This window comes from Pseudarthrobacter defluvii (assembly GCF_030323865.1).
Classification (GTDB): domain Bacteria; phylum Actinomycetota; class Actinomycetes; order Actinomycetales; family Micrococcaceae; genus Arthrobacter; species Arthrobacter sedimenti.
The window spans coordinates 1,710,776-1,732,510 of record NZ_CP066362.1; the positions used below are offsets into that span (position 1 = coordinate 1,710,776).

At 67.0% G+C, this 21,735-nt stretch carries 18 protein-coding genes and 1 pseudogene; 12 read left to right on the plus strand and 7 right to left on the minus strand.

Features of this window, described 5'->3' with window-relative positions:
* Positions 1–19: 19 nt before the first annotated feature.
* Positions 20–2,536, minus strand: a complete 2,517-nt coding sequence (locus tag JCQ34_RS07835) for a DNA gyrase/topoisomerase IV subunit A (protein WP_286403437.1) — start codon at positions 2,534–2,536, stop codon at positions 20–22.
* Between the two features lie 77 nt (positions 2,537–2,613).
* On the opposite strand from JCQ34_RS07835, the gene JCQ34_RS07840 reads away from it, so the two are divergent.
* From JCQ34_RS07840 to JCQ34_RS07855, 4 genes are read left to right on the plus strand one after another with little or no spacing between them, the layout of a single operon-like run.
* The gene (locus tag JCQ34_RS07840; RefSeq protein ID WP_286403439.1) at positions 2,614–5,298 is read left to right on the plus strand and encodes a bifunctional acetate--CoA ligase family protein/GNAT family N-acetyltransferase; all 2,685 of its coding nucleotides are present in this window, start codon (positions 2,614–2,616) and stop codon (positions 5,296–5,298) included.
* A gap of 41 nt (positions 5,299–5,339) precedes the next feature.
* Positions 5,340–6,083 carry a DUF5998 family protein gene (locus tag JCQ34_RS07845; protein ID WP_286403441.1) on the plus strand — a complete coding sequence of 248 codons (744 nt, stop codon included), beginning with the start codon at positions 5,340–5,342 and terminating at the stop codon, positions 6,081–6,083.
* A gap of 1 nt (position 6,084) precedes the next feature.
* The gene (locus tag JCQ34_RS07850; protein ID WP_286403443.1) at positions 6,085–7,314 is read left to right on the plus strand and encodes an alkaline phosphatase family protein; all 1,230 of its coding nucleotides are present in this window, start codon (positions 6,085–6,087) and stop codon (positions 7,312–7,314) included.
* Complete coding sequence (locus JCQ34_RS07855; RefSeq protein WP_286403446.1) at positions 7,307–8,047, plus strand: thymidine kinase; 741 nt, start codon at positions 7,307–7,309, stop codon at positions 8,045–8,047. Before JCQ34_RS07850 ends, JCQ34_RS07855 begins: the two co-directional genes overlap by 8 nt.
* Positions 8,048–8,104: 57 nt before the next feature.
* Here JCQ34_RS07855 and JCQ34_RS07860 read toward each other — a convergent pair whose 3' ends face one another.
* Positions 8,105–9,061 (minus strand): DMT family transporter, encoded by a 957-nt coding sequence (locus tag JCQ34_RS07860; RefSeq protein ID WP_286403449.1) that lies wholly within the window; start codon positions 9,059–9,061, stop codon positions 8,105–8,107.
* Positions 9,062–9,092: 31 nt separating this feature from the next.
* On the opposite strand from JCQ34_RS07860, the gene JCQ34_RS07865 reads away from it, so the two are divergent.
* Both JCQ34_RS07865 and JCQ34_RS07870 read left to right on the plus strand, forming a co-directional pair.
* Positions 9,093–9,647, plus strand: coding sequence for a helix-turn-helix domain-containing protein (locus JCQ34_RS07865; RefSeq protein WP_286403452.1), 555 nt, complete (start codon positions 9,093–9,095; stop codon positions 9,645–9,647).
* A gap of 106 nt (positions 9,648–9,753) precedes the next feature.
* Positions 9,754–11,336, plus strand: a pseudogene (locus tag JCQ34_RS07870) (DUF222 domain-containing protein).
* A 31-nt stretch (positions 11,337–11,367) separates the two neighbouring features.
* Here the strand turns inward: JCQ34_RS07870 and JCQ34_RS07875 are convergent.
* The 3 genes from JCQ34_RS07875 to JCQ34_RS07885 all read right to left on the minus strand — a co-directional run bounded on the left by JCQ34_RS07875 (position 11,368) and on the right by JCQ34_RS07885 (position 14,053).
* Positions 11,368–11,973, minus strand: a complete 606-nt coding sequence (locus JCQ34_RS07875) for a dihydrofolate reductase family protein (protein ID WP_286403454.1) — start codon at positions 11,971–11,973, stop codon at positions 11,368–11,370.
* A 109-nt stretch (positions 11,974–12,082) separates the two neighbouring features.
* Complete coding sequence (sepH, locus tag JCQ34_RS07880) at positions 12,083–13,402, minus strand: septation protein SepH (protein ID WP_286403457.1); 1,320 nt, start codon at positions 13,400–13,402, stop codon at positions 12,083–12,085.
* 162 nt (positions 13,403–13,564) lie between these two features.
* Positions 13,565–14,053, minus strand: coding sequence for a DUF3093 domain-containing protein (locus JCQ34_RS07885; protein ID WP_286403461.1), 489 nt, complete (start codon positions 14,051–14,053; stop codon positions 13,565–13,567).
* Positions 14,054–14,180: 127 nt separating this feature from the next.
* On the opposite strand from JCQ34_RS07885, the gene dut reads away from it, so the two are divergent.
* The 4 genes from dut to JCQ34_RS07905 all read left to right on the plus strand — a co-directional run bounded on the left by dut (position 14,181) and on the right by JCQ34_RS07905 (position 16,634).
* Positions 14,181–14,699, plus strand: a complete 519-nt coding sequence (dut, locus tag JCQ34_RS07890) for a dUTP diphosphatase (protein WP_286403462.1) — start codon at positions 14,181–14,183, stop codon at positions 14,697–14,699.
* 105 nt (positions 14,700–14,804) lie between these two features.
* A complete protein-coding gene (locus JCQ34_RS07895) occupies positions 14,805–15,518 on the plus strand; it encodes a DUF3710 domain-containing protein (protein ID WP_286403464.1) in 714 nt (237 codons plus the stop codon).
* 46 nt (positions 15,519–15,564) lie between these two features.
* Positions 15,565–15,873: a hypothetical protein gene (locus JCQ34_RS07900; RefSeq protein WP_286404372.1), complete on the plus strand. Its 309-nt coding sequence runs from the start codon at positions 15,565–15,567 to the stop codon at positions 15,871–15,873.
* A complete protein-coding gene (locus JCQ34_RS07905; RefSeq protein ID WP_286403465.1) occupies positions 15,870–16,634 on the plus strand; it encodes a DUF3159 domain-containing protein in 765 nt (254 codons plus the stop codon). The genes JCQ34_RS07900 and JCQ34_RS07905 overlap by 4 nt, the downstream gene beginning before the upstream one ends.
* A 96-nt stretch (positions 16,635–16,730) precedes the next feature.
* On the opposite strand, the gene JCQ34_RS07910 is transcribed toward JCQ34_RS07905, so the two are convergent.
* Both JCQ34_RS07910 and JCQ34_RS07915 read right to left on the minus strand, forming a co-directional pair.
* Positions 16,731–17,486: a potassium channel family protein gene (locus JCQ34_RS07910; RefSeq protein WP_286403466.1), complete on the minus strand. Its 756-nt coding sequence runs from the start codon at positions 17,484–17,486 to the stop codon at positions 16,731–16,733.
* On the minus strand, positions 17,483–18,157 hold the full coding sequence (locus JCQ34_RS07915) for a potassium channel family protein (protein WP_142134218.1): 675 nt from the start codon (positions 18,155–18,157) through the stop codon (positions 17,483–17,485). Before JCQ34_RS07915 ends, JCQ34_RS07910 begins: the two co-directional genes overlap by 4 nt.
* A 118-nt stretch (positions 18,158–18,275) precedes the next feature.
* On the opposite strand from JCQ34_RS07915, the gene JCQ34_RS07920 reads away from it, so the two are divergent.
* Both JCQ34_RS07920 and JCQ34_RS07925 read left to right on the plus strand, forming a co-directional pair.
* Entirely contained in the window at positions 18,276–20,252 is a 1,977-nt protein-coding gene (locus JCQ34_RS07920; protein WP_286403472.1) for an APC family permease, read from the plus strand.
* Positions 20,249–21,637 (plus strand): class I SAM-dependent RNA methyltransferase, encoded by a 1,389-nt coding sequence (locus JCQ34_RS07925; RefSeq protein WP_286403475.1) that lies wholly within the window; start codon positions 20,249–20,251, stop codon positions 21,635–21,637. The genes JCQ34_RS07920 and JCQ34_RS07925 overlap by 4 nt, the downstream gene beginning before the upstream one ends.
* Positions 21,638–21,735: the final 98 nt, after the last annotated feature.

A 21,735-nucleotide genomic window follows, 5' to 3' on the forward strand; every position in this document is an offset into this window, starting at 1 on the left:
CCCAGCCTGGCGCCCCTTTCTAGGTCTCCGCGGATTCCCCATCAGGCCAAGCCATGGCCGGCCCCACCGCTTCCACGGCCTGGGAGAGCGGGACGCCCGATCCGTCACGCCGGCCATGCTCCTGGGGCAGTGATCTGGCCACGCCGGCGGCAGACGACGCCTTCGCGGGGCCGTGCCCTGCCCAGGCAAGCAGCAGCATGTCCTCGCCCTTCAGGAACCGGTGCGACCGGACGCCCGCCGTGGCGCGTCCCTTGGCAGGGTATTCGGAGAAGGCGGTGACCTTGGCCGTGCCCGGAGCGGTGCCGGGAAGGGCGCCGTTGGTGCCGGCGATGGTCACCACCACGGCGGCCTCGTCCTTGGGCTGCACGGCACCGAAGAAGATCACCTGGTCACCCGCGGCAAGCTTGATTCCCGCCATGCCGCCGGCGGTACGCCCCTGGGGACGGACGGCGGATGCGGGGAACTTCAGCAGCTGGGCTTCCCGGGTGAGGAACACCAGGTCGGCGTCGTCTGCGCCGGCCGGAGCCACGCCAACCACAACGTCCTTGTCCTTGAGCGTGATGACTTCCCAGTCTTCGCGGTTGAGGGGGTAGTCCGGCTGGACGCGCTTGACCACGCCCTGGGCCGTGCCGATGGCCAGGACCTCGTCCAGGCGCACGAACGCCACCAGGGATTCACCCTTCACCAGCGTGAGGAACTCCTTGGCTGGAACGCCGCCGGCGAGGTTGGGCAGCCCTGCCATGGGCGCCAGCACCGGCATGTCCATGACCTGCAGCCGGAGCATGCGGCCCAGCGAGGTGACGGCCGCGATTTCACCGCGGGCCGACGTCTTCACCACGGAGGTGTACACGTCGTGCTTGCTTCGGGGCCCTGCCTCGGCCAGCGGCTCCTGGGTGCTGGTCCGCGCCACCTGACCGGAGGCTGTGAGGATCGCCCAGCAGGGGTCATCTGCGATCTCCAGGGACAGCGGGGCGGCCTTGCCCTTCTTGCCGTTGGCCCCGGCAAGTTCGGCCGCCACGGTGGGGGAGACGGCCTCGGATTCCAGCAGGACGGTGCGGCGGGGCGTGCCGTGTTCTTCGGCGATGGCGCCGAGTTCGTCCGAGACCACCGTGCGCAGCAATTCCTCGGAGTCCAGGATGGCCTGCAGCTCGGCGATCTCGCGGCGCAGTTCGTCCTGCTCCTTTTCCAGCTCGATCCGGGAGTACTTGGTGAGCTGGCGCAGGCGCAGTTCCAGGATGTAGTTGGCCTGGACCTCGGTGAGGTCATAGATGGACATCAGCCGCTCGCGCGCTGCCGCAGCCTCATCCGAGGACCTGATGATCTGGATGACCTCGTCGATGTCCACAATGGCGATGAGGAGGCCCTCCACCAGGTGCAGCCGGTCCTTCTTCTTTCCGAGCCTGAACACCGTGCGGCGGCGCACCACGTCGATGCGGTGGTTGACGTAGACGGACAGCAGGTCCACCAGGCCCAGGGTCTGGGGCTGGCCGTCCACCAGGGTGACGTTGTTGATGCCGAAGGAGTCCTCCATCGGCGTGTACCGGTAAAGCTGCTGCAGCACGGCGTTGGGGTTGAAGCCGTTCTTGAGCTCGATGACCAGCCGCAGCCCATGCTTGCGGTCGGTCAGGTCAACGATGTCGCTGATGCCGGTCAGCTTCTTGGCGTTGACCGCGTCCTTGATCTTCTCGATCACCTTCTCCGGGCCCACCATGTACGGCAGTTCGGTGACCACCAGGCCAGTGCGGCGCGCGGAGAGCTGTTCGATTTCCACCTTGGCTCGGGTCTTGAAGGAACCGCGGCCGGTGGCGTACGCGTCCCGGATGCCGTCCAGCCCTACGATCCGGCCACCGCTGGGCAGGTCCGGGCCCGGGACGAACCGCATCAGGTCGTCCAGGGTGGCATCGGGGTTCGCGATCAGGTGCCGGGCGGCGGAGATGACCTCCACCAGGTTATGTGGGGCCATGTTAGTGGCCATGCCGACGGCGATGCCGGTGGCGCCGTTGACCAGCAGGTTGGGGAAGGCGGCAGGCAGGACGTCCGGCTGGGTGAGCTGGTTGTCGTAGTTGGGGATGAAGTCCACCACGTCTTCGTCGAGGTGGTTGGTGAGCGTGAGGGCGGCGGCCGCCAGCCTGGCCTCCGTGTACCGCGGTGCTGCAGGGCCGTCGTCGAGCGAGCCGAAGTTGCCGTGCCCGTCGATCAGCGGCAGGCGCAGGGAAAAGTCCTGCGCCATGCGCACCATGGCGTCGTAGATGGCGGCGTCGCCGTGCGGGTGCAGCTTGCCCATGACCTCGCCCACCACGCGGGCGCTCTTGACGTGGCCGCGGTCCGGCCGCAGGCCCATGTCGCTCATCATGTAGAGGATGCGGCGCTGCACCGGCTTGAGCCCGTCCCGGGCGTCGGGGAGCGCGCGCGAGTAGATCACCGAGTACGCGTACTCCAGGAACGAGCCCTGCATCTCGGAGGTGACATCGATGTCGACGATGTTTTCCGTGTAGTTCTCGTCTGCGATCGGGGCTGGACTTTGGCGGCGGGCCATGGGGTGTGGTGAATCCTTCTGGGGTTACTGCGCAGCCATTGGGGTGTGCTGCGGGAGTTTTTGGCTAGGCTAAGCCTATGGTGGATCAGCCCGGGGACGGCGAATATCCGGAACATTGGGAAGCCGATGTCGTCCTGCGGGACGGCGGAACAGCGCATCTGCGGCCCATCCATCCGTCGGACGCGGAGGCTGTCCAGGCCTTCCATACCGGGCAGTCGCAGAATTCAATCTACATGCGCTTCTTCGCATTCAAGGCCAGGCTGTCCGCCAAGGAACTCAAGCGCTTCACCGAGGTGGATTACAAGGACCGGGTGGCGTTCGTCATCACCATCCACGGGGAAATCATCGGCATCGGCCGCTACGACCGCCTCCCCAACCCCACCGAGGCCGAGGTCGCCTTCAACATCGCCGATTCCCATCAGGGGAGGGGCATCGGCTCCATCCTGCTGGAACACCTGGCGGCCGCCGCGCACGAGAACGGGATCCGGAAGTTCACCGCGGAGGTGCTGCCGGAAAACCGGAAGATGCTGATGGTCTTCTCCGACGCCGGCTACGACGTCAAGCGCCACTTCGACGACGGCGTCGTCAGCCTCGAGTTCAACATCGACCCCACCGAGAAATCCCGTGCCGTGATGGAATCCCGCGAGCACCGCGCCGAGGCGAGAAGCGTCCGGGAGCTGCTGGCGCCGTCGTCCGTTGCCGTGATCGGTGCCAGCCGCCGGTGGGGGACCGTGGGGTACCAGCTGCTGGAGCACATCATCGAGGGCGGCTTCCACGGCTCCGTCTACGCCATCAATCCGGAAGCACTGGAGCTCGCGGGCATGATGTCGTACGGCAAGCTCTCCGAGGTCCCCGAACCCGTCCAGCTGGCCATCATCGCTGTCCCCTACGAGGAGGTGGCCGGGGTCGTGGCGGAGTGCGCTGCGGCGGGTGTCAAGGGCGTCGTGATCGCCTCGGCAGGCTTCGCGGACGACGGCGAACGCGGCCTGCTGCGGCAGCGCGCCCTAGTGCGCCAGGCCCGGGCGAACGGCATGCGGGTGATCGGCCCGGCGTCGCTGGGCATCGCCAACACGCACCCGGACGTGGCACTGAACGCCTCCATGGCCCCCACCATGCCGCTGCGCGGCGGCCTGGGCCTGTTCAGCCAGTCCGCGGCAATCGGCGTCTCGCTCTATGCCGCCTCCAGCCGGCGCCGGGTGGGAGTGTCCAGTCTCCTCTCGGCGGGCAACAGGGCAGACGTTTCGGGCAATGACATGATGCAGTACTGGGAGGACGACACCGACACCTCCGCCGTGGGCCTGTACCTTGAGTCGATCGGCAACCCCCGCAAGTTCTCCCGCATCGCCCGCCGGCTGGCCCGCACCAAGCCCGTGATCGTGGCCAAGTCGGACACCATGGGCCTGCGGCTGCCGCCCGGGCATGCGGTCCGCACCACCCAGGCGCCGGCCGGGGCGCTGGATGCCATGCTCCGGCAGTCGGGCGTGATCCGGGTGGAAACCGTGGAGCAGCTGGTCGACGTGGCCCAGGTGGTCTCCGGCAGGCCGCTTCCCGCCGGACCGGATGTTGCCATTTTCAGCAACTCGGAGGCGCTGGGCAACGTGGTGGCCGACAGTGCCGTGGCGCACGGGCTGGGGGTGGCGCAGGTGGTCTCCGGACTGGACCTCGATGCCGGCCAGTCGGTGGCACTCCCCGCGCTGCGGAACGCCCTCCTTGACGCCCTCGCTTCTGATGCCGTGCACGCCGCCGTCGCCGCCCTGCTGCCCGCACGCGGCCTCACGGTCGATGCCGTGGCGCAGGTCCTGGCCGAATGTTCAGCCAGCGCCGGCAAACCGGTGGTGGCCGCGTTCACCGGCATCCTGGACCCCGCCATCAATGTGGAGGGCCTGGTGGGGGCTGAGGGATGCACCGTTCCCTGCTATTCCAACCCCGGCGCCGCCGTCGCCGCGCTCGCCGCAGTGGTGCGGTACGCCGAGTGGGCCGCCCGCGACCAGGGGCAGTTTGTGGAACCCGCGGGCTGCGACCCGCGGCAGGCGGAAGCAGAGCTCGACGAACTGCTGCGGGACGTCACCGGTGACCAGCTCAAGCAGCTGGACCCGGCGGCAACTGCTTCGCTGCTGGGGCACTACGGCATCTCCGTCCTGCCGTCCCGGCCGTTCACTGCCCCTGATGAGGCCGTAGCGGCCGCTGACGCCCTGGGCTGGCCCGTGGTGCTGAAGACCACCGCCCCGGCCCTTCGCCACCGGCTGGACCTTGGCGGGGTGCGCCTGGGCATCGAGGACGCGGAGTCGCTGCGGCTCAATGTGCAGCAAATGCGGCGGGCGCTCGCAGCCTATGGCGACCCTGCGCTCGAAGTGCAGGCGATGGCGCCGGTGGGGCAGGCCTGCACCTTCCGTGCCATCGAGGATCCGCTGCTGGGCCCGGTCATCTCGTTCGGCCTGGCCGGTGACGCCGTCAACCTGCTCGATGACTGGTCGCACCGGGTGCCGCCGCTCTCCGCCGCTGACGTGCACGATTTTATTCGGGCCCCGCGGGCGTCCCGAAAGCTCTTCGGCTACCAGGGCCTGCCGGCCGTTGATGTCGCTGCCCTTGAGGACCTTGCCGGGCGGCTGGCCTGGATGAAGGACAACCATCCGGAGATCGCGCTGGTGGAGTTCAACCCGGTTTTGTGCGGCACCACCGGGGTGACCATCCTCGCCGCCGACGTGCGGATCGGCAACGCCGCGCAGCGCACGGACAGCGCGCGACGGGCCATGCTGGGCTGACGCGGTTAGCAAGTGACCGGGCGATCTGTGAAAATGGGGGCATGAGCTTCCAGCCTCCCGCGTCGGCGCCCGAAACGCCCGGCAATGAAAACCAGGCCGTCCGCCACCACAGCTCACACAACCACGGAGTGCAGGGCCAGAGCCTGGAAGACGCACTGCAGAAGGCGGGGTTCTACCCGCGCCTTGTCTCGGACGTCGTCGACGACGCACTGGACGGCCGGGACTGCGTGGCCCACCTGGTGCACCTGGAAACCCACTTCGACCGCGCCGAAGTCCGCCGCCACATTACCGTGCTGGTGCTGACTGCCGACATGCTGGTGATCACCCACGTCGACGACCAGCAGCTGGACGAGGCGGGGGAGCAGATCGTCGCCCAGATCTCCACCGAGTCCGTTCCCGTGGCCCAGATCCGGTCTGTGGTCCTGAGCTACATGTACGCGCAGCCGCAGAACTACAAGCCGTCGGACCCGGTCCGGGAACTCACCCTGTCCATTGCCTGGTCCGGGGGGCAGCGGCTGGACATGGGCCCTGCCAGTTGCGGGGATCCTCAGTGCGAAGCCGACCACGGCTACACCGGAACCATCGCGCAGGAAGACATCGTGCTCCGCATCAGCGCCGAGGCTGACGGGCTGCAGGCCGTGCAGGACGCCAAACTGTTCGCCCGGGCCCTGCGCGCGGTCAACACCGGTTCCGCCGCACCGGTTTCCCACGCCCAGTCCATGGCGCCCCGGCCGCGTTCGGGAGTGTTCGGCAACCGGCTCAGCCGCGGGCACCAGCAGCGCTGAGATGCCGGAAGACCGCCACCACGCAGGACAAGCTCCCGGACGCACCCCCGACCTTCCGCCCGCTCCCGCCTATGGGCACCGCTCCATCGCGGAAGTCCTGACCAGCGGTGCCGCCAGCCTTGGCGTGGAAGGCTTCACGAATACTCTGGGGCTTCCGGCCGCCCAAAAAATCTGTATCGTGCTCGCGGACGGCCTGGGCCGGAACCTCCTGAAGCAAAAGGCCGCCCACACGCCCTTCCTGCGCTCGGTGATGCAGGCAGGCCAGGCGGAGGTCCCGGTGTGGCTGGACTCAGCCTTTCCGTCCACCACCGCTGCAGCACTGTCCAGCTTCGGAACCGGACTTCCGGCCGGGCAGCACGGCATGGTGGGCTACGACGTCCTGGACCCGGACCAGGACAAAGTGGTCAACCTGCTTGGAAACTGGGATCCCGGCGTCGACCCCTCCACTTGGCAGCCGTTCCCCACGGTCTTTGAACGGATTGCCGGGGAGGTGGATGTCAGCACCGTCAGCCTCGCCCAGTTCGACAGCTCGCCCATGACCCGGGCAGCGCTGCGGGGTGGCAGGTTCATCTCCGGGACAACCTCCCACGCGCGAACTGCCGCCGCTGCCGAGGCCATGGCTGCCTCCGGCCGGTCCCTGATGTATTTCTACGTCAATGAACTGGACAAGGCAGGGCACCGCTACGGCAGCAGGTCCGAACAGTGGGAACACCAGCTGGAAGAGCTCGACGCCACGGTCAAGCGGCTCAACTCCTCCCTTCCGTCCGGCACCACCATCCTGCTCACCGCCGACCACGGGATGCTGGACATCCCCGAGTCGCAGCGCCTTGATTTTTCCAAGGACCCGGAGTTGGTGGACGGCGTCCGCCACACCGCCGGTGAACCGCGCATGGTGCACCTGTACCTGGATGAGGCGCACCTGGAGTCCGCTGCCGGCGCCCGCGACCGGCTGCTGGGCGCCTGGAAAGCCCGGTTCGGTGACCGAGTGTGGGCCTTCACCCGGGAGGAGGCCGTTGCCGGTGGGCTCTTTGGTGACGTACGTCCCGCTGTTGAAGGCAGGATCGGTGACGTGATGATCGCGGCGCGTGACGCCGTCGCGCTTTACGACGGCCGGCGCATGCGGCCCACGGCCATGGAAGTGGTGGGCCAGCACGGCTCACTGACCAAGGCTGAGCGGGAGGTCCCGCTGCTCTGCTTTGCCGCTGAAGGAAAGGGCCGCCGCCGTGGCTGAGCTCATCTTCTTCTCCGGCACCATGGACTGCGGCAAATCAACGCTGGCCCTGCAGATGGACTATAACCACCGGGCCCGCGGGCGCGGCGGCGTACGGTTCAGCCGCAATGACCGCGCCGGCGAGTCCCGGATCTCAAGCCGCCTGGGCCTGGAAACGGATGCGGTGGAGGTGCTGGACAGCACGGACTTCTGGGAGGAAGTGATGATCCGGCGTACCCAGGGCCGGCGGGTGGACTACCTGATCTGCGACGAAGCGCAGTTCTATACCCCTGAGCAGGTGGAGCAACTGGCCAAGGTGGTGGACGAAATTGACGTGGACGTCTTCGCGTTCGGCATTACTGCCGACTTCCGCACCCGGTTGTTCCCCGGTTCGCAGCGCCTGATCGAGCTCGCCGACCGCGTGCAAGTACTCCAGGTGGAGGCGCTGTGCTGGTGCGGGCGCCGGGCCACGCACAACGCCAGGACGGTCGACGGCGTCATGGTCACCGAAGGGGCGCAGGTGGTGGTGGGCGACGTGGACATGGTGGTCGAGGCCGCCGCCCCGGAGGCCGGGCATGTTCCCGTGGTGGGATACGAGACGCTGTGCAGGCGCCACTTCATGCGGCGGGTCACGGCGCACGGTGCTTCTTTAATGGCCCAGCAGGACCAGCTGCTGCCGTTCGACGTGGACGCGTGCCTGTGGCGCGGCTCCGGCGGCCTGGGGGAGAAGCACGGGGGCGACGGGGAAGGCTGATTCCGTGGGCCCGCGCCTGCCTTGACCGAAATGGCAGTCCAGGGTTCCGGGCTTGAGTTAGTCCGTTGGATCCAGTTGGTGCACGACGGAGGCTGGACCGCCGGCACCCAGTGGTGGCTCGGGTGGGACAGCGCCGTCCTTGCCAGTGCGCAGTTTGAGTTCGCTGACAAGCGCGCCAACCACAATGAAGATGGCGCCGGCCACCGCGACCGGAGGAAGCCGGTCGCCCGCAATCCGGCCGATGATCGCAGCCCAAACGGGCTCGCCAGCGTAGATGATCGTTGCTCTTGTCGGCGAAACCGATCGCTGGGCCCAGTTCATGGTGAGCTGGATGACGCAGCTAAAAGTCCCTAGGGCGACCGCCGCTCCCACCCACACCCATGAGAACGCAGGCAATTCCTCTCCGACCATAGGCACGGCCACGAAGCCCAGTGATCCCGCAACGAGCAACTGCACCACGGTCACCCGGCCGAGGTGCACTTTGCCTGCGAACCAACCGATGAGGATGATCTCCGCTGCGATCGGAAGGGTGCTGGCGACAGTCGCGATCTCCCCGGAGCTGAAGGTGAAGCCGACGCTCGCTGGGTCGGCGAGCAGCACGAGACCGACGAAGGCCAGCCCGACACCGATCCATGCTGAAAGCCCTGGCGGTTTCCTGAACACCATCCACTGCAGGACCGGTACAAGCGGAACGTAGAGAGCCGTAATGAACGCGGAAGTGCTGCTGTCGATCGTTTGAAGACCAACGGTTTGAAGTCCGTAGCCCAGGAAGATCATGACGCCGATGGCTGAGCCTGCCGCAATCTCCTTCAAGGTAATGCCACAAAGGACACGTGCGAAAATGACGGCGCTGATGAGGCCTGCGGTCAAAAACCGCATGCCAACAAAAAACCACGGTCCGCTGTACTGTACGGCGACGTGAACGATCAGGAAGGTCGCCCCCCACACTGCAGTGATGAGGACGAGGGCAAGTTCCTGTCGGGAGAACTGGTTCCGAGGGGCAGTGTGCAACATAATGCTCACCTTATGGTGCAGAATAGTGCACATGCAAAATGAGGGAGCAGCCAGGGTCCTGGACCACGTCAGTGCGAACGTACGGCGGTTTCGCGCGGCGGCACAACTCAGCCAAGTCGCCTTGGCTGATCGCGCCGGCGTCAGTCGACGCACGGTGGTCAAGCTCGAGGCTGGTGAGGCGAACATCAGCCTGACAGGTCTTGATCATCTCGCTGACGCGCTGGGTGTCACCTTCGTCGATCTCGTTGCCGCACCGGCCGCGCACCATGCAAACATCAGCGAAGTTGCATGGCGAGGAAACCGGCAAGGCAGCATCGCGGTGCTGCTGGCATCGGTTCCCGCTACCAAGGATGCCCAGCTGTGGGCCTGGACCCTGGAACCGGGCGACCGCTACGACGCGGAGCCTGATCCGGTGGGTTGGTCTGAAATGATCTTCGTCTCCGAAGGATCAATTCGGGTTGAACAAGAAGACGGTCCCACCGAACTCAATACAGGTGACCACCTCGCCTTCCCCACCTCGCAGCAGTACGCGTACGCAAACCTTGGTGACACCCGGGCACGCTTTGTGCGTGTCGTTGTCAGTTGATTCGGCTGCCATACGTCTAATACGCTGCGGCAGGAGTTGAGCGCCCTTGATGGCAGCCAACTCCTCGTTCAACGTGATTGTCAGACCCCCTTGCCATTATTGGCTTATGGGGAAGGCAGCGGTAAGCAGGGCTTATGCGGACATCCGGGCTGCCCTTGCTGTGTTGAATGCGGAGGTGGATGGGTTCGGGTTGGAGCCGTTTTCGGTGGCTGATCCGTTGGCGGGGCTGGCGGATGGGTGCCTGGATATTTTGGCCGGTGCCCGTGAGGTTGAAGCCGGGTTGGCGGGGCTGAAGGCGAAGACTGCCGTGGCTTACGGAGAGAGTGCCGGTGCTGTTGCCGGTCCGGGTGTGCCGGTGCAGGCGCAGGAGATGGCGGTCACGGCGGAGATCGGGTGTGTGCTGGCGTTGGGGCCGCGGGCGGCGTCCTCGTTCCTGGCGACTTCGCACGCCGTTGTTTCCTCGTTGCCGCGAACGTTGGCGGGGCTGCAGACCGGGACCCTGTCGTGGCAGCACGCGGTGGTGATGGCGGACGAGGCCGCGTGTCTGGATGCTGCGGGGGCGGCGGCGTTGGAAGCCCATTTCCTTGACCCTGACGCCCAGGACCCTGCTCGGGGGTGTCCGTGGGGCAGATGCCGGCGCATCGGTTTCGGGTCAAGGCCAGGACGTGGCGGGAACGCCACCACGCCGAGAGCATCGAAGTACGCCATGCCAAGGGGATCGCGGATCGGCGGGTGGAGTTCCGTCCGGACCAGGACGGGATGGCCTGGCTGTCCGCGTGCCTGCCGGCGGCTGAGGCGTTGGCCGGGTGGAACCGGCTCACCGCGATTGCCCGCAGCATGCAGGGCCCGGACGAGTGCCGGACCATGCCGCAGCTGCGGGCGGACGAGTTCGCCGAGGCGATCCTCGGCAGCCCCGTCTTCACAGAAGGGAACGGTAACGGCGTCTTGAGTGTCTGCGCCGCTTTGAGTATCTCCGGTGCATCTGATGCTCCTGTAGCTGACGGGGACAGGGCGGCTGCCGGTTACGGAACCGCTACCCAGTCCACTGGACGTGCCAGCGGTAGTGCAGGCGCCGCTGCCGGACGGGAGTCGTGGTCATCACCGATCCGCGCGCAAGTCCTGGTCACGGTTCCGGTGTTCTCCCTGATGGGCGTGACTGACGAGCCGGCCGTGCTGGACGGGTACGGGCCGATCCCGCCGTCGATGGCCCGGGACCTGGTCGCGAACGGGGCAACGTCGTTTTACCGGGTGTTGGTGGATCCGCGGGACGGGGCGCCGCTGGAGATCGGGCGGACGAGTTACCGGGTGACCGGGGCGATGCGGGCTTGGTTGCGGATGCGGGACGGTAAGTGCCCGTTCCCGGGCTGCAGCAACAACTCCCTGGACAACGACGCCGACCACATCCTCGCCTGGGCAAAAGGCGGCACCACCGGGATCAGCAACCTGGGGCAGCCCTGCCCGAAACACCACAAGCTCCGGCACGCCACCGGCTGGAAACCCAGTCCGGCCGCGAAGAACGAGCCGCCCGGCTGGATTTCACCCACCGGCCGGCATTACCCGAGCGAGCACCAGGACTGGGAACCACCCCACTGGCCAGGTGGATTGGGAACGGGCAGCGTCGACATCGTTCGGCAGACCGGGTCCCCTTGGGAAGATACCCTGGAGCAGTTCCTGCGCGCCCATGCCTGACCGGCTTCGAGTGCCGTTGTCCTGTGTGACGTCAGCTGATACGGCGGTAGCGGATGTGCGTAGCAAGCGGTGAGTGCAGTACCTCGACGGGTTCGAAGCCGAAGGACTCAATGCCATCGAACATTCGCTCGCCGGATCCCAGCAAGACCGGCGCGATGTCGAGGGTGAGTTCATCAATCACCCCTGCTTGCAACGCCTGCCTGACAGTGGAGGCTCCGCCTGCGATATCCACCCCTTTGCCGCCGGCGGCATCCAGTGCTGCCGCATAAGCAGCGTCGAAGCCGCTGGTAACAAAGTGGAAAGTCGTCCCGCCCTCCATCTGGATGGGGTCATGGGGATAATGCGTCAGCACGAAAACGGGAGCGTGGTACGGCGGTTCCGGCCCCCACCAGCCGGACCAGTCAGCATCCCACTCGCCGCGGATAGGGCCGTACATATTTCGCCCCATCACGTATGCTCCCCGTGGGCGCATCAGCCATTCGGTCGCAGTCTTGTCGGCATCGTTGGCCCGGGGATCGCCGATGTGCCAGCCATGCAGTTCCAGCCCGCGCTTGCCCAACGGGTTCTCGCGGCTCTGGTCAGGCCCGGCGACGAAGCCGTCCAGCGACATGGACATGTGGCAGGTAGTGTCCGGCACGGGAAACCTCCGTAATTACAGCGTCTGACTGATGGCGTGCCGGGATCCTAGCATGCAGCGCAGGCAGGAACGACCCCGTACGGAAGGAAGACGGAAGGAAGAAAAGCCCTTAGTCGCTCCGGGTGCCGAAGACGATTTCATCCCAGGACGGCACGCTGGACCGCTTTGGGCGGGCAGGCCGTTCCGGCGCCTCGGTCTCCGGCAGCTGCCCGGTGGCAGGTGACGCGTCGTCCTGTTTGGCGGAACGACGGGGATTGCTGCCCAGGAGTTCATCCAGCCCGGCCCCACCGGAGCTTCCGGAGCCTGCTTCGGTCGTGGAACCGGAGGGTTTCTGCGGGGACGCCGCAATGGTGATTTCCCTGGTATCCGTGCTGACGCCGTCGTGAAGCCGCAGGCCGTCGTCCTGGCCGTCGCGGTGCGGCGGAAGAAGGCTAAGCCTCGAAAGCATCGACGGCCTGGTGTCCCTGCGCCGGATGAAGGAATCGCCTTGGGCGGCAGGCGCGTCCCGTTGGTCGTCCTGGGGCTCGGGTTCCTCTGCCTCAGGGTCGGTGGCCACCTCTGAAGGGCGGGGATGCGCGGCCGGCACACCATGGGTGAGGAGCATTGCCAGTGCATCATCGGAATCTTCGTCCACACCCAGCCGCTGCCCACGCCGTGACCTGAGCATGTCCAGCAGGCCATCGGATTCCTTGCCGGCATCCTGGGCAGGGCCGGCCTGGCCCCCGGGAGAGGCTTTGGAAGAATCCGCGTCGGTCTCGAAATCGAAGGGGCGGTCGGAAACCGCAGTGAGGCGGCGGGCGGGAACAGGGCCATCCAGCGGCTCGAGCTCACTCAGCTGCTGCGCCCAGCGGTTGGTGTTTTGCAGCGACTTCCGGGCCGGGTTGAACGTCCAGAGCGCCGGAGGTTCCTCACCGATTCCGGATGTCCCGCCTGCCTTGGCCTCGAAGCTTGCCGAGACGGTCCACGTACCGTCCTGGCGCCGCCACGAATCCCATTCCACGGTGGCGGGGTCAATGCCATGCGCTGAGAGCCGGTGGGCCACCATGTCGTCGAGGGTTGCGGGGTTGTCGCCGAACGCGGACCGGTAAATGTCGTGGCCGGGGGAGGGCGCCGCGACTTCAACTTTCCGCGCCTGCTGGGCAACATATTCGCGCTCCGCCAGGACGGGGCCTTCATAGCGCTCCACCTTGGCCAGCGGCATCCCGGACAACTCCGCGACGTCCGCAGCAGTTGCACCGGCGCGGATGCGGGCCTGGATGTCCCTGGGGGACATGGGAACAGCGGGCCGTTCCACGCGCGGTTTGGCCGTAGACCGGCTGGCTGTCCTGAGTGCCTCATCGATCGGCAGCTGGAACATCTCGCCGCCGGCCCCGCTCAACAGGAGATGTGTCCCGTCGTCGTGCACGCCTACAAGCCGTAGATCCTGCATACAAATCCTCCACCCTGGCATTACTATCAACCGAAACTCTGCCACCCGGCGGCGTGGATTTGGCTCAAGGAGCAGGGCGCGCCGTGATTTTCCGCTGGATTCCCTGGGTTGAAGGGAAGGTTCACAAGCGGGCGAAGCGCCTGGGGCGGAATCCTGCGAGCGTCAGCGCCGGGTCAGGGCCGCTGTCAGTTGATCCGGATGGCGGGTGGAAGCGAGCCAGTACGGGGTCCGGTCGGCCGGATCAGTGATCTCGATCTTCACCACGGGATCAATCCAGCCGCGGATGCACAGGTAGGCGAGACCGTTCAGCCGGGTGCCGCGCTCCGCCGTCGCCTCACCGGCAGTGAATTGCTGCACGCTGCCCACAAACCGGCGCTCAATGGTGGCCCTACCGACGTTGAGTGCGTCCCCGGTCACCGTGATGGCGGGGGTCGAGACAACCAGGAGGACTGTGATGATCGCGAAGAGCACCAGCGCCGCTGTGTAACCCGCCGCCATGCTGATGGGCGCGAAGACCAGGATGCCCGCCGCCGAGACGCCGGCTGCGATGATCCAGATCCAGGCGTTGGGCCACAGCTTTTCCCTGTAGACCACGGGTGCGCCGGCTGAGGGCGTGCTGGGAACGGATGCGTGCGGGCTTGATTCGGGCATAGCCCAAGCTTTCCACCTTTGGCTGGGTATTTCACCTTGGGCCACCCCTGGTCCGGCCGCTCCGGCCAGCCGCGGGGCCACGGGCTGCCTAGGCTCGATTTGGGGGCGCGGGTTAGAGTGAGTGACTGTGACTGATCATCCCGCAACGGTAGACCTTGTCCCGGACGCAGCATCGCCCGCTGCTGCTGCCCCCACCCTGCAGGTGCAGTTGAAGATGCTGGATCCGGAGCTGGAAGCGCCCTCCTACGCGCATCCCGGCGACGCCGGTGCCGACCTTCGTGCCCGGGAGGACGTGGTCCTGTTGCCGGGGGAGCGCAAGCTGGTTCCCACCGGCGTGGCCATTGCACTGCCTGACGGGTTCGTGGCGCTGATCCACCCCCGGTCCGGCCTGGCCACCAAGCACGGCCTTACGATCGTCAATGCTCCCGGCACCGTGGACGCAGGCTACCGTGGCGAGATTTCGGTAACCCTGCTCAACACCGATTCGGCCCGGCCGATAGAGCTTCGGCGCGGCGATAGAATTGCCCAAATGGTCATTCAGCGGGTGGAGCATGCCCAGTTCATTCCTGTCAGTGAATTGAGCGGATCCGTGCGCGGCACCGGAGGCTTTGGCTCCACCGGCGGGTTCAACGCCCCCGGAGCCTGACCGCGGCTGCGCCCGCTGCCACGCCAGCATGCACGACGGCGGAACCTCCAGGGATCCGGCCGGCAGGTTTCATAACTGGCACATTGAAGAATTAAGGAGTCACCCATGGTCTTTGGGTTCGGCAGGAAAGCAAAGAAGGACGAACCGGCGGAGCCGGTGGAAGAGCTTACGCTCGCGGAGGCCGGCGAAGATGCCCCCTCTCCGGACGCCCGTCGCCAGCACGGGCCGTTTGATGAGTCCGAAATCACCAGCACCGACGGCTTTGTGGACCTGGGCGCCCTGCTCATCACGCCGAGCGAGGGCCTCCAGCTCCGGCTCGAAGTGGAAGAGGCCACACAGCGGGTGGTGGCAGTGACCCTTGACCTGAACGGCTCCAGCCTTCAGCTGCAGGCTTTCGCCGCTCCCAAGACAGAGACGCTCTGGGACGAGATCCGCGAACAGATCGGCCAGTCCGTAGGCGCCCAGGGCGGCCAGGTTGAAGAGGTGGAAGGCGCCTTCGGTACGGAACTGGTGGCCAAGCTGCCCGCCGGGCTCCCGGACGGCAGCCAGGGCTACCGCGTGGCCCGCTTCATCGGCGTCGACGGCCCCCGCTGGTTCCTGCGCGGCGTCCTGGGCGGACCCGCGGCACTGGAGCGCCCCGCCGCGGAAGCGCTTGAGGCCCTGTTCCGGCAGGTCGTGGTGGTCCGTGGTGACAGCCCCATGCCGCCGCGTGATCTTTTGCAGCTGCGGCTGCCCAAGGACGCCTCCGCCACTCCTCCGCCCGCCGCGCCCACCCTGGAGGAGCCCGAACGTGGTCCGGAAATCACCCAGATCGGCTGAGCCCCACAGTGACGAGGCGGCGACGGGCCTTGGCGGCATTACGCCGTTGGGGCAGCTTCCGGACCGGGGACGTGTCCTGTGCCAGGGGCACATCGAATCGGTGACGTTCGTTCCGGCCGACCGCACCCCTGAGTACAGCGCCATCGTTACTGAGGACGACGCCGACCGTCCCGCAACAGGGTCGGGCCGGGGCAGGCCCGCAAGGCTCCGCGTTGTCTGGCTGGGCCGGCGGCGCGTGCCGGGCATCCAAGCGGGTGCCGAGATCCGGGTGGAGGGAATGCTGGCCCGCGGCAAGGATATGCCCACCATCTTCAATCCGCGTTACGAGATACTGTCCCGCCAGGAGAACGAATGACTGAGCACCAGCCCGATCAGCCATCCGGCGCTGCACACCGCGCCGGGGGGCCGCAGGAGGGCAGGCCGCAGGCCGCAGGACAGTCCCCGGTTGCCGGCCTCGCCGCAGAATATGCCGCCAAGGCAGGCCTCCACCGCACCCACGACGGCCGCGTGGACGTCCTGCGCAGCGCCGGGGGAGTGCAGGGCATTGCCGAAAGCATCGTTCCCGGCCTGGTGTTCCTGGTGGCCTTCACCGTCACCCGCGAACTTCCGCTGTCCCTGGTGGCGGCCCTGGCGTCGTCGGCCGTGTTCACTGTTGTCCGCCTGGTGCAGCGCCGGCCCCTCACCCAGGCCTTGGCGGGCGTGGCAGGCGTCGGCATTTCGGCCTGGCTGGCCAACACCACCGGCAAGGCCGAAGACTTCTACCTCCCCGGATTCTTTACCAATGCCGCCTACATCCTGGCGCTGGTCATCTCGATCGCCGTCAAGTGGCCTGTGGCAGGGCTCCTCTTCGGCTTCATCCGGAATGAAGGCGTGGATTGGCGCAAGGAGCCGGACCGGGTCAAGGCCTACCGCCTGGGCACCTGGATCATCGTCGCGGTCCTGGCCCTCCGGCTCATCGTGCAGGTGCCCCTGTACCTCATGGGCACTGACGGCCTGGCCGCCCTCGCCACCACCCGCTTGATCATGGGCGCACCCCTGTACATCCTCGGAATCTGGGTGGCCTGGCTTGTGACCCGGCCGGCTCCAGCCGAAACCGAAGCCGGCCAGGCGGGCTGACGCCGCCAACAAACCGGCACCTCTGGACGTACGGGATACCCGGCGCCCAAGCTGCCTGATGCCCGGCTGCCATGCATCAACGGTGCGCCGGCGAACCTAGCCGTCGAAGCCGTCGTCGTCCGTGGCATGCCCGTGGCCGGCGCCGGCGGGCGTGCTGCTGCCCGCCGTCCCGTGGCCGGCGTCGATGCTGCCGGGCGCGGAGGAGAGCAGTTCCCGGAGCCCGTCCTCAGCGGCGATGGTTGTGACGAAGAAGAGCTCATCGCCGCCGTCGATCACGTCGTCCCTGCTGGGGGTGATGGGTGCCTGGTCCCGCAGGATGGCCACCAGGGTGGCGTCCTCGGGCCAATGAATGTCTCCCACGGTCATGCCGATGACGTGCGAGTCATGCGGGACGGTGAATTCCACCAGCGACGCCACCCCCGTCTGCAGGGTCAGGAGCCGGACCAGGTCACCGATCTCCACCGCTTCCTCCACCAGGGCGGTCATGAGCTGCGGGGTGTTGACGGCGACGTCGACGCCCCAGGAGTCGTTGAACATCCAGTCGTTCTTCGGATTGTTCACCCGGCCCACGGTGCGGCCAACACCGAACTCCGTTTTCGCCAGCAGGGACACCACCAGGTTGACCTTGTCATCGCCTGTGGCGGAAACCACCACATCGGCGTCCTCCACCTTGGCGCCCTGCAGGGTGGAAAGCTCGCAGGCGTCGCCCACCAGCCAGTGGGCGCCCCGCAGGCCGCTGCGGCCGATCACCTCGGGCTTGAGGTCGATCAGCAGGATCTCGTGCTTGTGCGCCAGTAGTTCCCGGGCGATGGATGACCCGACGCTGCCTGCGCCGACGATAACGACTTTCACTGGTACTCCTTGGCGGGGGCTTTGGCGAGGACCTGGGCGATCTGGGCGCTGCGGTCCACCTGCAGCATGGCGTGCACGGTGTCGCCGTCCTGGTATGCGGTACCGGCATCGGGAAGGATGCCCTCGCCAAAGCGGGTGAGATAGGCCACGCGGACATCCGCGGCCTTTTCGATGCTGCTGATCCGGTGCCCGATCCAGCCGGCGTCGAGGTCCAGCTCGGCCAGGACCAGGCGTCCGGACGGTTCGCGGAAGTCGCCCGCGAGGTGCTGTTCGGGGAGGATGCGCCGCAGCACCTGGTCCGCGCTCCAGCGGACGGCGGCCACCGTGGGGATGCCCAGGCGCTGGTAGATCTCCGCGCGTCCGGGATCGTAGATGCGCGCGACGACATGCGGCACGTGGAAGGTTTCGCGGGCAACCCGCGTCGCCAGGATATTGGAGTTGTCACCGCTGGAAACGGCAGCGAAGGCGTAGGCCTCGCCCACTCCTGCCTGTTTGAGGGTTTCACGGTCAAAGCCCACCCCGGTGACCTTCCGGCCGGTGAAGCCCTGGCGGAGCCGGCGGAAAGCGCGGTCGTCCTGGTCGATGATGGCCACGGAATGCCCGGCATCCTCCAGCGTGTGCGCCAGCGTTGCCCCCACCCGGCCACATCCCATGATCACGAAATGCGCCACCGTATCTCCTCTTTATGTATGTCAGGATCGTGCAGCTAGAACTCTACCGGCATGGTCCTGGTTCGGCCCGGCCGGGGCCCGTCATGACATCGCTCCCGAATCAGACTAGCTTTGTGGGGTGTTGACAATACTGAACGCCGTCAAACGCGTGCTGGTGGGCCGTCCCTTCAGGAATGACCGCCTGTCCCATACCCTGCTCCCGAAGAAGATCGCACTCCCGATCTTCGCATCCGACGCATTGTCCTCCGTGGCCTACGCTCCGGACGAGATCCTGCTGACCCTGGCCCTGGCCGGTGTCAGCGCCGTGGCCATCTCGCCGCTGGTGGGCCTGGCCGTCATGGTGGTGCTGCTTACGGTGGTGGCGTCCTACCGGCAGAATGTGCACGCGTACCCCTCGGGCGGCGGCGATTACGAGATCGCCAACGAGAACCTGGGCAAGTACGCGGGCCTGACGGTGGCGTCGGCCCTCCTGGTGGACTACGTGCTGACGGTGGCCGTGTCCATGTCCTCGGCCGCCGCCTACCTCACCACGGCTGTGCCGTCGCTGCACGGTGAGCAGGCCGTCATCGCCACCATCGGCGTCGTCATCCTTGCCTTGGTGAACCTGCGCGGCATCAAGGAAGCCGGCAGTGTCTTCGCCGTCCCTACCTATATCTTTATGGCGTCCATCCTCGGCATGACCGCCGTGGGCATGTTCCAGGCCGCCACGGGGCAGCTGGGGCAGGCGCCGTCGGCCGCGTTCACGATTGTCCCGTCGGAGGGCTTCGACCAGGGCCTGGTGGGCCTGGCCGGTGCGTTCCTGCTGCTGCGGGCTTTCTCCTCAGGTGCTGCGGCGCTCACGGGCGTGGAGGCGATCAGCAACGGCGTTCCCAACTTCAGGCACCCCAAGAGCAAGAACGCGGCCACCACGCTGCTGCTCCTCGGCGTGATCGGCGCCGCCATGCTGGCCGGCATCATCTACCTGGCCAACGTCACCAAGGTCCACATCGTGCTGGACCCCGCCAAGGAGTTCCTGCTGGACGGGAAGCCGCTGCCGGAGGGCTACGTCCAGAACCCGGCCATCTCCCAGATCGCGCAGACCATTTTCGGCGCGGGCAGCATCCCCTTCTACATCGTGGTTGCCGCCACCGGCGTCATCCTGGTGTTCGCGTCCAACACCGCCTTTAACGGCTTCCCGGTGCTGGGCTCCATCCTGGCCCAGGACGGCTACCTGCCCCGCCAGCTCCGCACCCGAGGTGACCGGCTCGCGTTCAGCAACGGCGTTCTGGCCCTCGCCGCCGGCGCCCTGGTGCTCATCATTTCGTTCGACGCCGACGTGACCAAGCTCATCCAGCTGTACATCGTGGGCGTCTTCATCTCCTTCACCCTCAGCCAGCTGGGCATGATCCGGCACTGGGGGCGGGAACTGAAACTCGCCAAGGACAAGGCCGTGCGGCGCCGGATGATGAAGTCGCGCACCATCAACACCATCGGTTTCGGCATGACCGGCCTGGTGCTGGTGATCGTCCTCATCACCAAGTTCGAGCAGGGCGCATGGATCGCCCTGCTGGCCATGTTCATCCTGTTCCTGATCATGTGGAGCATCCGGGCGCACTACGACAACGTGGCGAAGGAACTGGCGGTGGACGAGGATTCCTCCCCCCGGGCGCTCCCCACCCGGGTGCACGCGGTGCTGCTGGTCTCGCACGTGCGCAAGCCGGTCCTGCGGGCCCTCGCCTACGCCCGCGCCTCCCGGCCCTCGCGGCTTGACGCCATCACCGTGGACATCGACCCGGAGGAAACGGCGCACACCATTGCCGACTGGGACAAGCTCGAAATTCCGGTCCCGCTGACCGTCCTCGCCAGCCCCTACCGGGAAACAGTCACGCCCATCATGGACTACGTCAAGCAGATGCGCATGGACTCCCCGCGGGACCTCATCGTGGTGTACATCCCCGAATACGTGGTGGGCAAGTGGTGGGAGCAGTTGGTGCACAACCAGACGGCCCTGCGCATCAAGACCCGCCTCCACTTCGAGCCCGGGGTCATGGTGGCCAGCGTGCCTTGGCAGCTCAAATCATCCGAAGAAGCAAAGAACCTCCAGGACGTGCAGTGACCAGCAGGACCCCCACCGCCACCCAGCCCCAAACCGGAGAAGCCGGCCACACCGGCGAAGAGGCGGTGCTGGACGTCGGGCCCGTCGCCCACGGCGGGCACTGCGTGGCGCGGCATGAAGGCCGCGTGGTCTTTGTCCGCCATGCCATCCCGGGCGAGAAGGTGCGTGCCCGGCTGACCGATGCGGGTGACGGCGCCAAGTTCTGGCGGGCGGATGTCGTTGAAGTGCTGGAGGCTTCCCCGGACCGGGTGGAGCACTTCTGGCGCCCGGCCGATTCCCTGCGCGCCTGGAGCCACGGCCACCCGCCGGTTGGCGGCGCCGAGTTTGGCCACATCACCCTGGCCCGGCAGCGCAGCCTGAAGGCGGACGTGCTGGCCGAGCAGCTCACCCGGCTGGCCGGCTTCGAACAGGTGCCCTCCGTGTGGACCGGCGGCGTGGAAGCAGTAGGGGAGACGGGCGACGGCGGCACCGGCCTTGGGTGGCGCACACGCGCCAGCTTCTCGGTCACCCCCGCCGGCAGGCTGGGAATGCACGCCCACCGCTCCGACCACATCATCCCGGTGCGGGAAATGCCCCTGGCCAGCGAAGCGATCAACGCCCTGCGCCTGTGGGACCTGGACCTGCAGGGGGTGGAGCGCGTTGAGGTGGCCGCGCCCGCCAACGGATCGCGCCCCCTGGTGCTGCTGGCCCCGGCTCCCGGAACGAAGGAAAAACGGTTGCGCGCCATCGCCGCCGACGTGCCGGCGGAGGCGTCCGTCGCCGCCTTTGATCCGCTGACCGGGCAGGTAACCCAGCTCCGGGGACGCACCTGGGTGCAGGAATCCGCCGTCGGCCACGAATACCGCGTGACCGGCGAGGGCTTCTGGCAGATTCACCGCGACGCGCCCGGGACCCTTGTGGGGGCTGTCACGGAATTCCTGGAGCAAGGGGACTTCCTGCATCCCGGCGCGGTGGTTGCAGACCTCTACGCCGGTGCCGGGCTCTTCACCGCGGTCCTGGCCGATGCAGTAGGGGAGACGGGCTCCGTGCTCTCCGTGGAAGGGGCGCCCGGAACCAGCCGCGACGCCCGGAAGAACCTTCACTCCGCTGCCCAGGTGGAGGTGGCCCAGGGCCGGGTGGAGCGGGTCCTGCGCCAAAAGCCGCGGAATTTCGATGCCCTGCTCCTGGACCCGCCCCGGGCAGGTGCCGGGAAAGCCGTTGTCGGCCAACTGGTCGAATCGCAGCCCCGGGCCATCGCCTACGTATCCTGCGACCCGGCGTCGTTCGCCCGTGACCTCGGTTACTTCCGCCGCTCAGGATGGCAACTCACAGGCCTCCGCGCCTTCGATCTCTACCCCCATACCCACCACCTTGAGACGGTGGCATTGCTGACTCCGGGTCCGTGATGCGTCCGGGGTTTTGGACTACGATGGCGGTAGTAGTCCCACGTCGCGCCCGAATTCTCGGCCGGCCGTGTGCAATTTTCGGGCCCTGGAGCTACTTA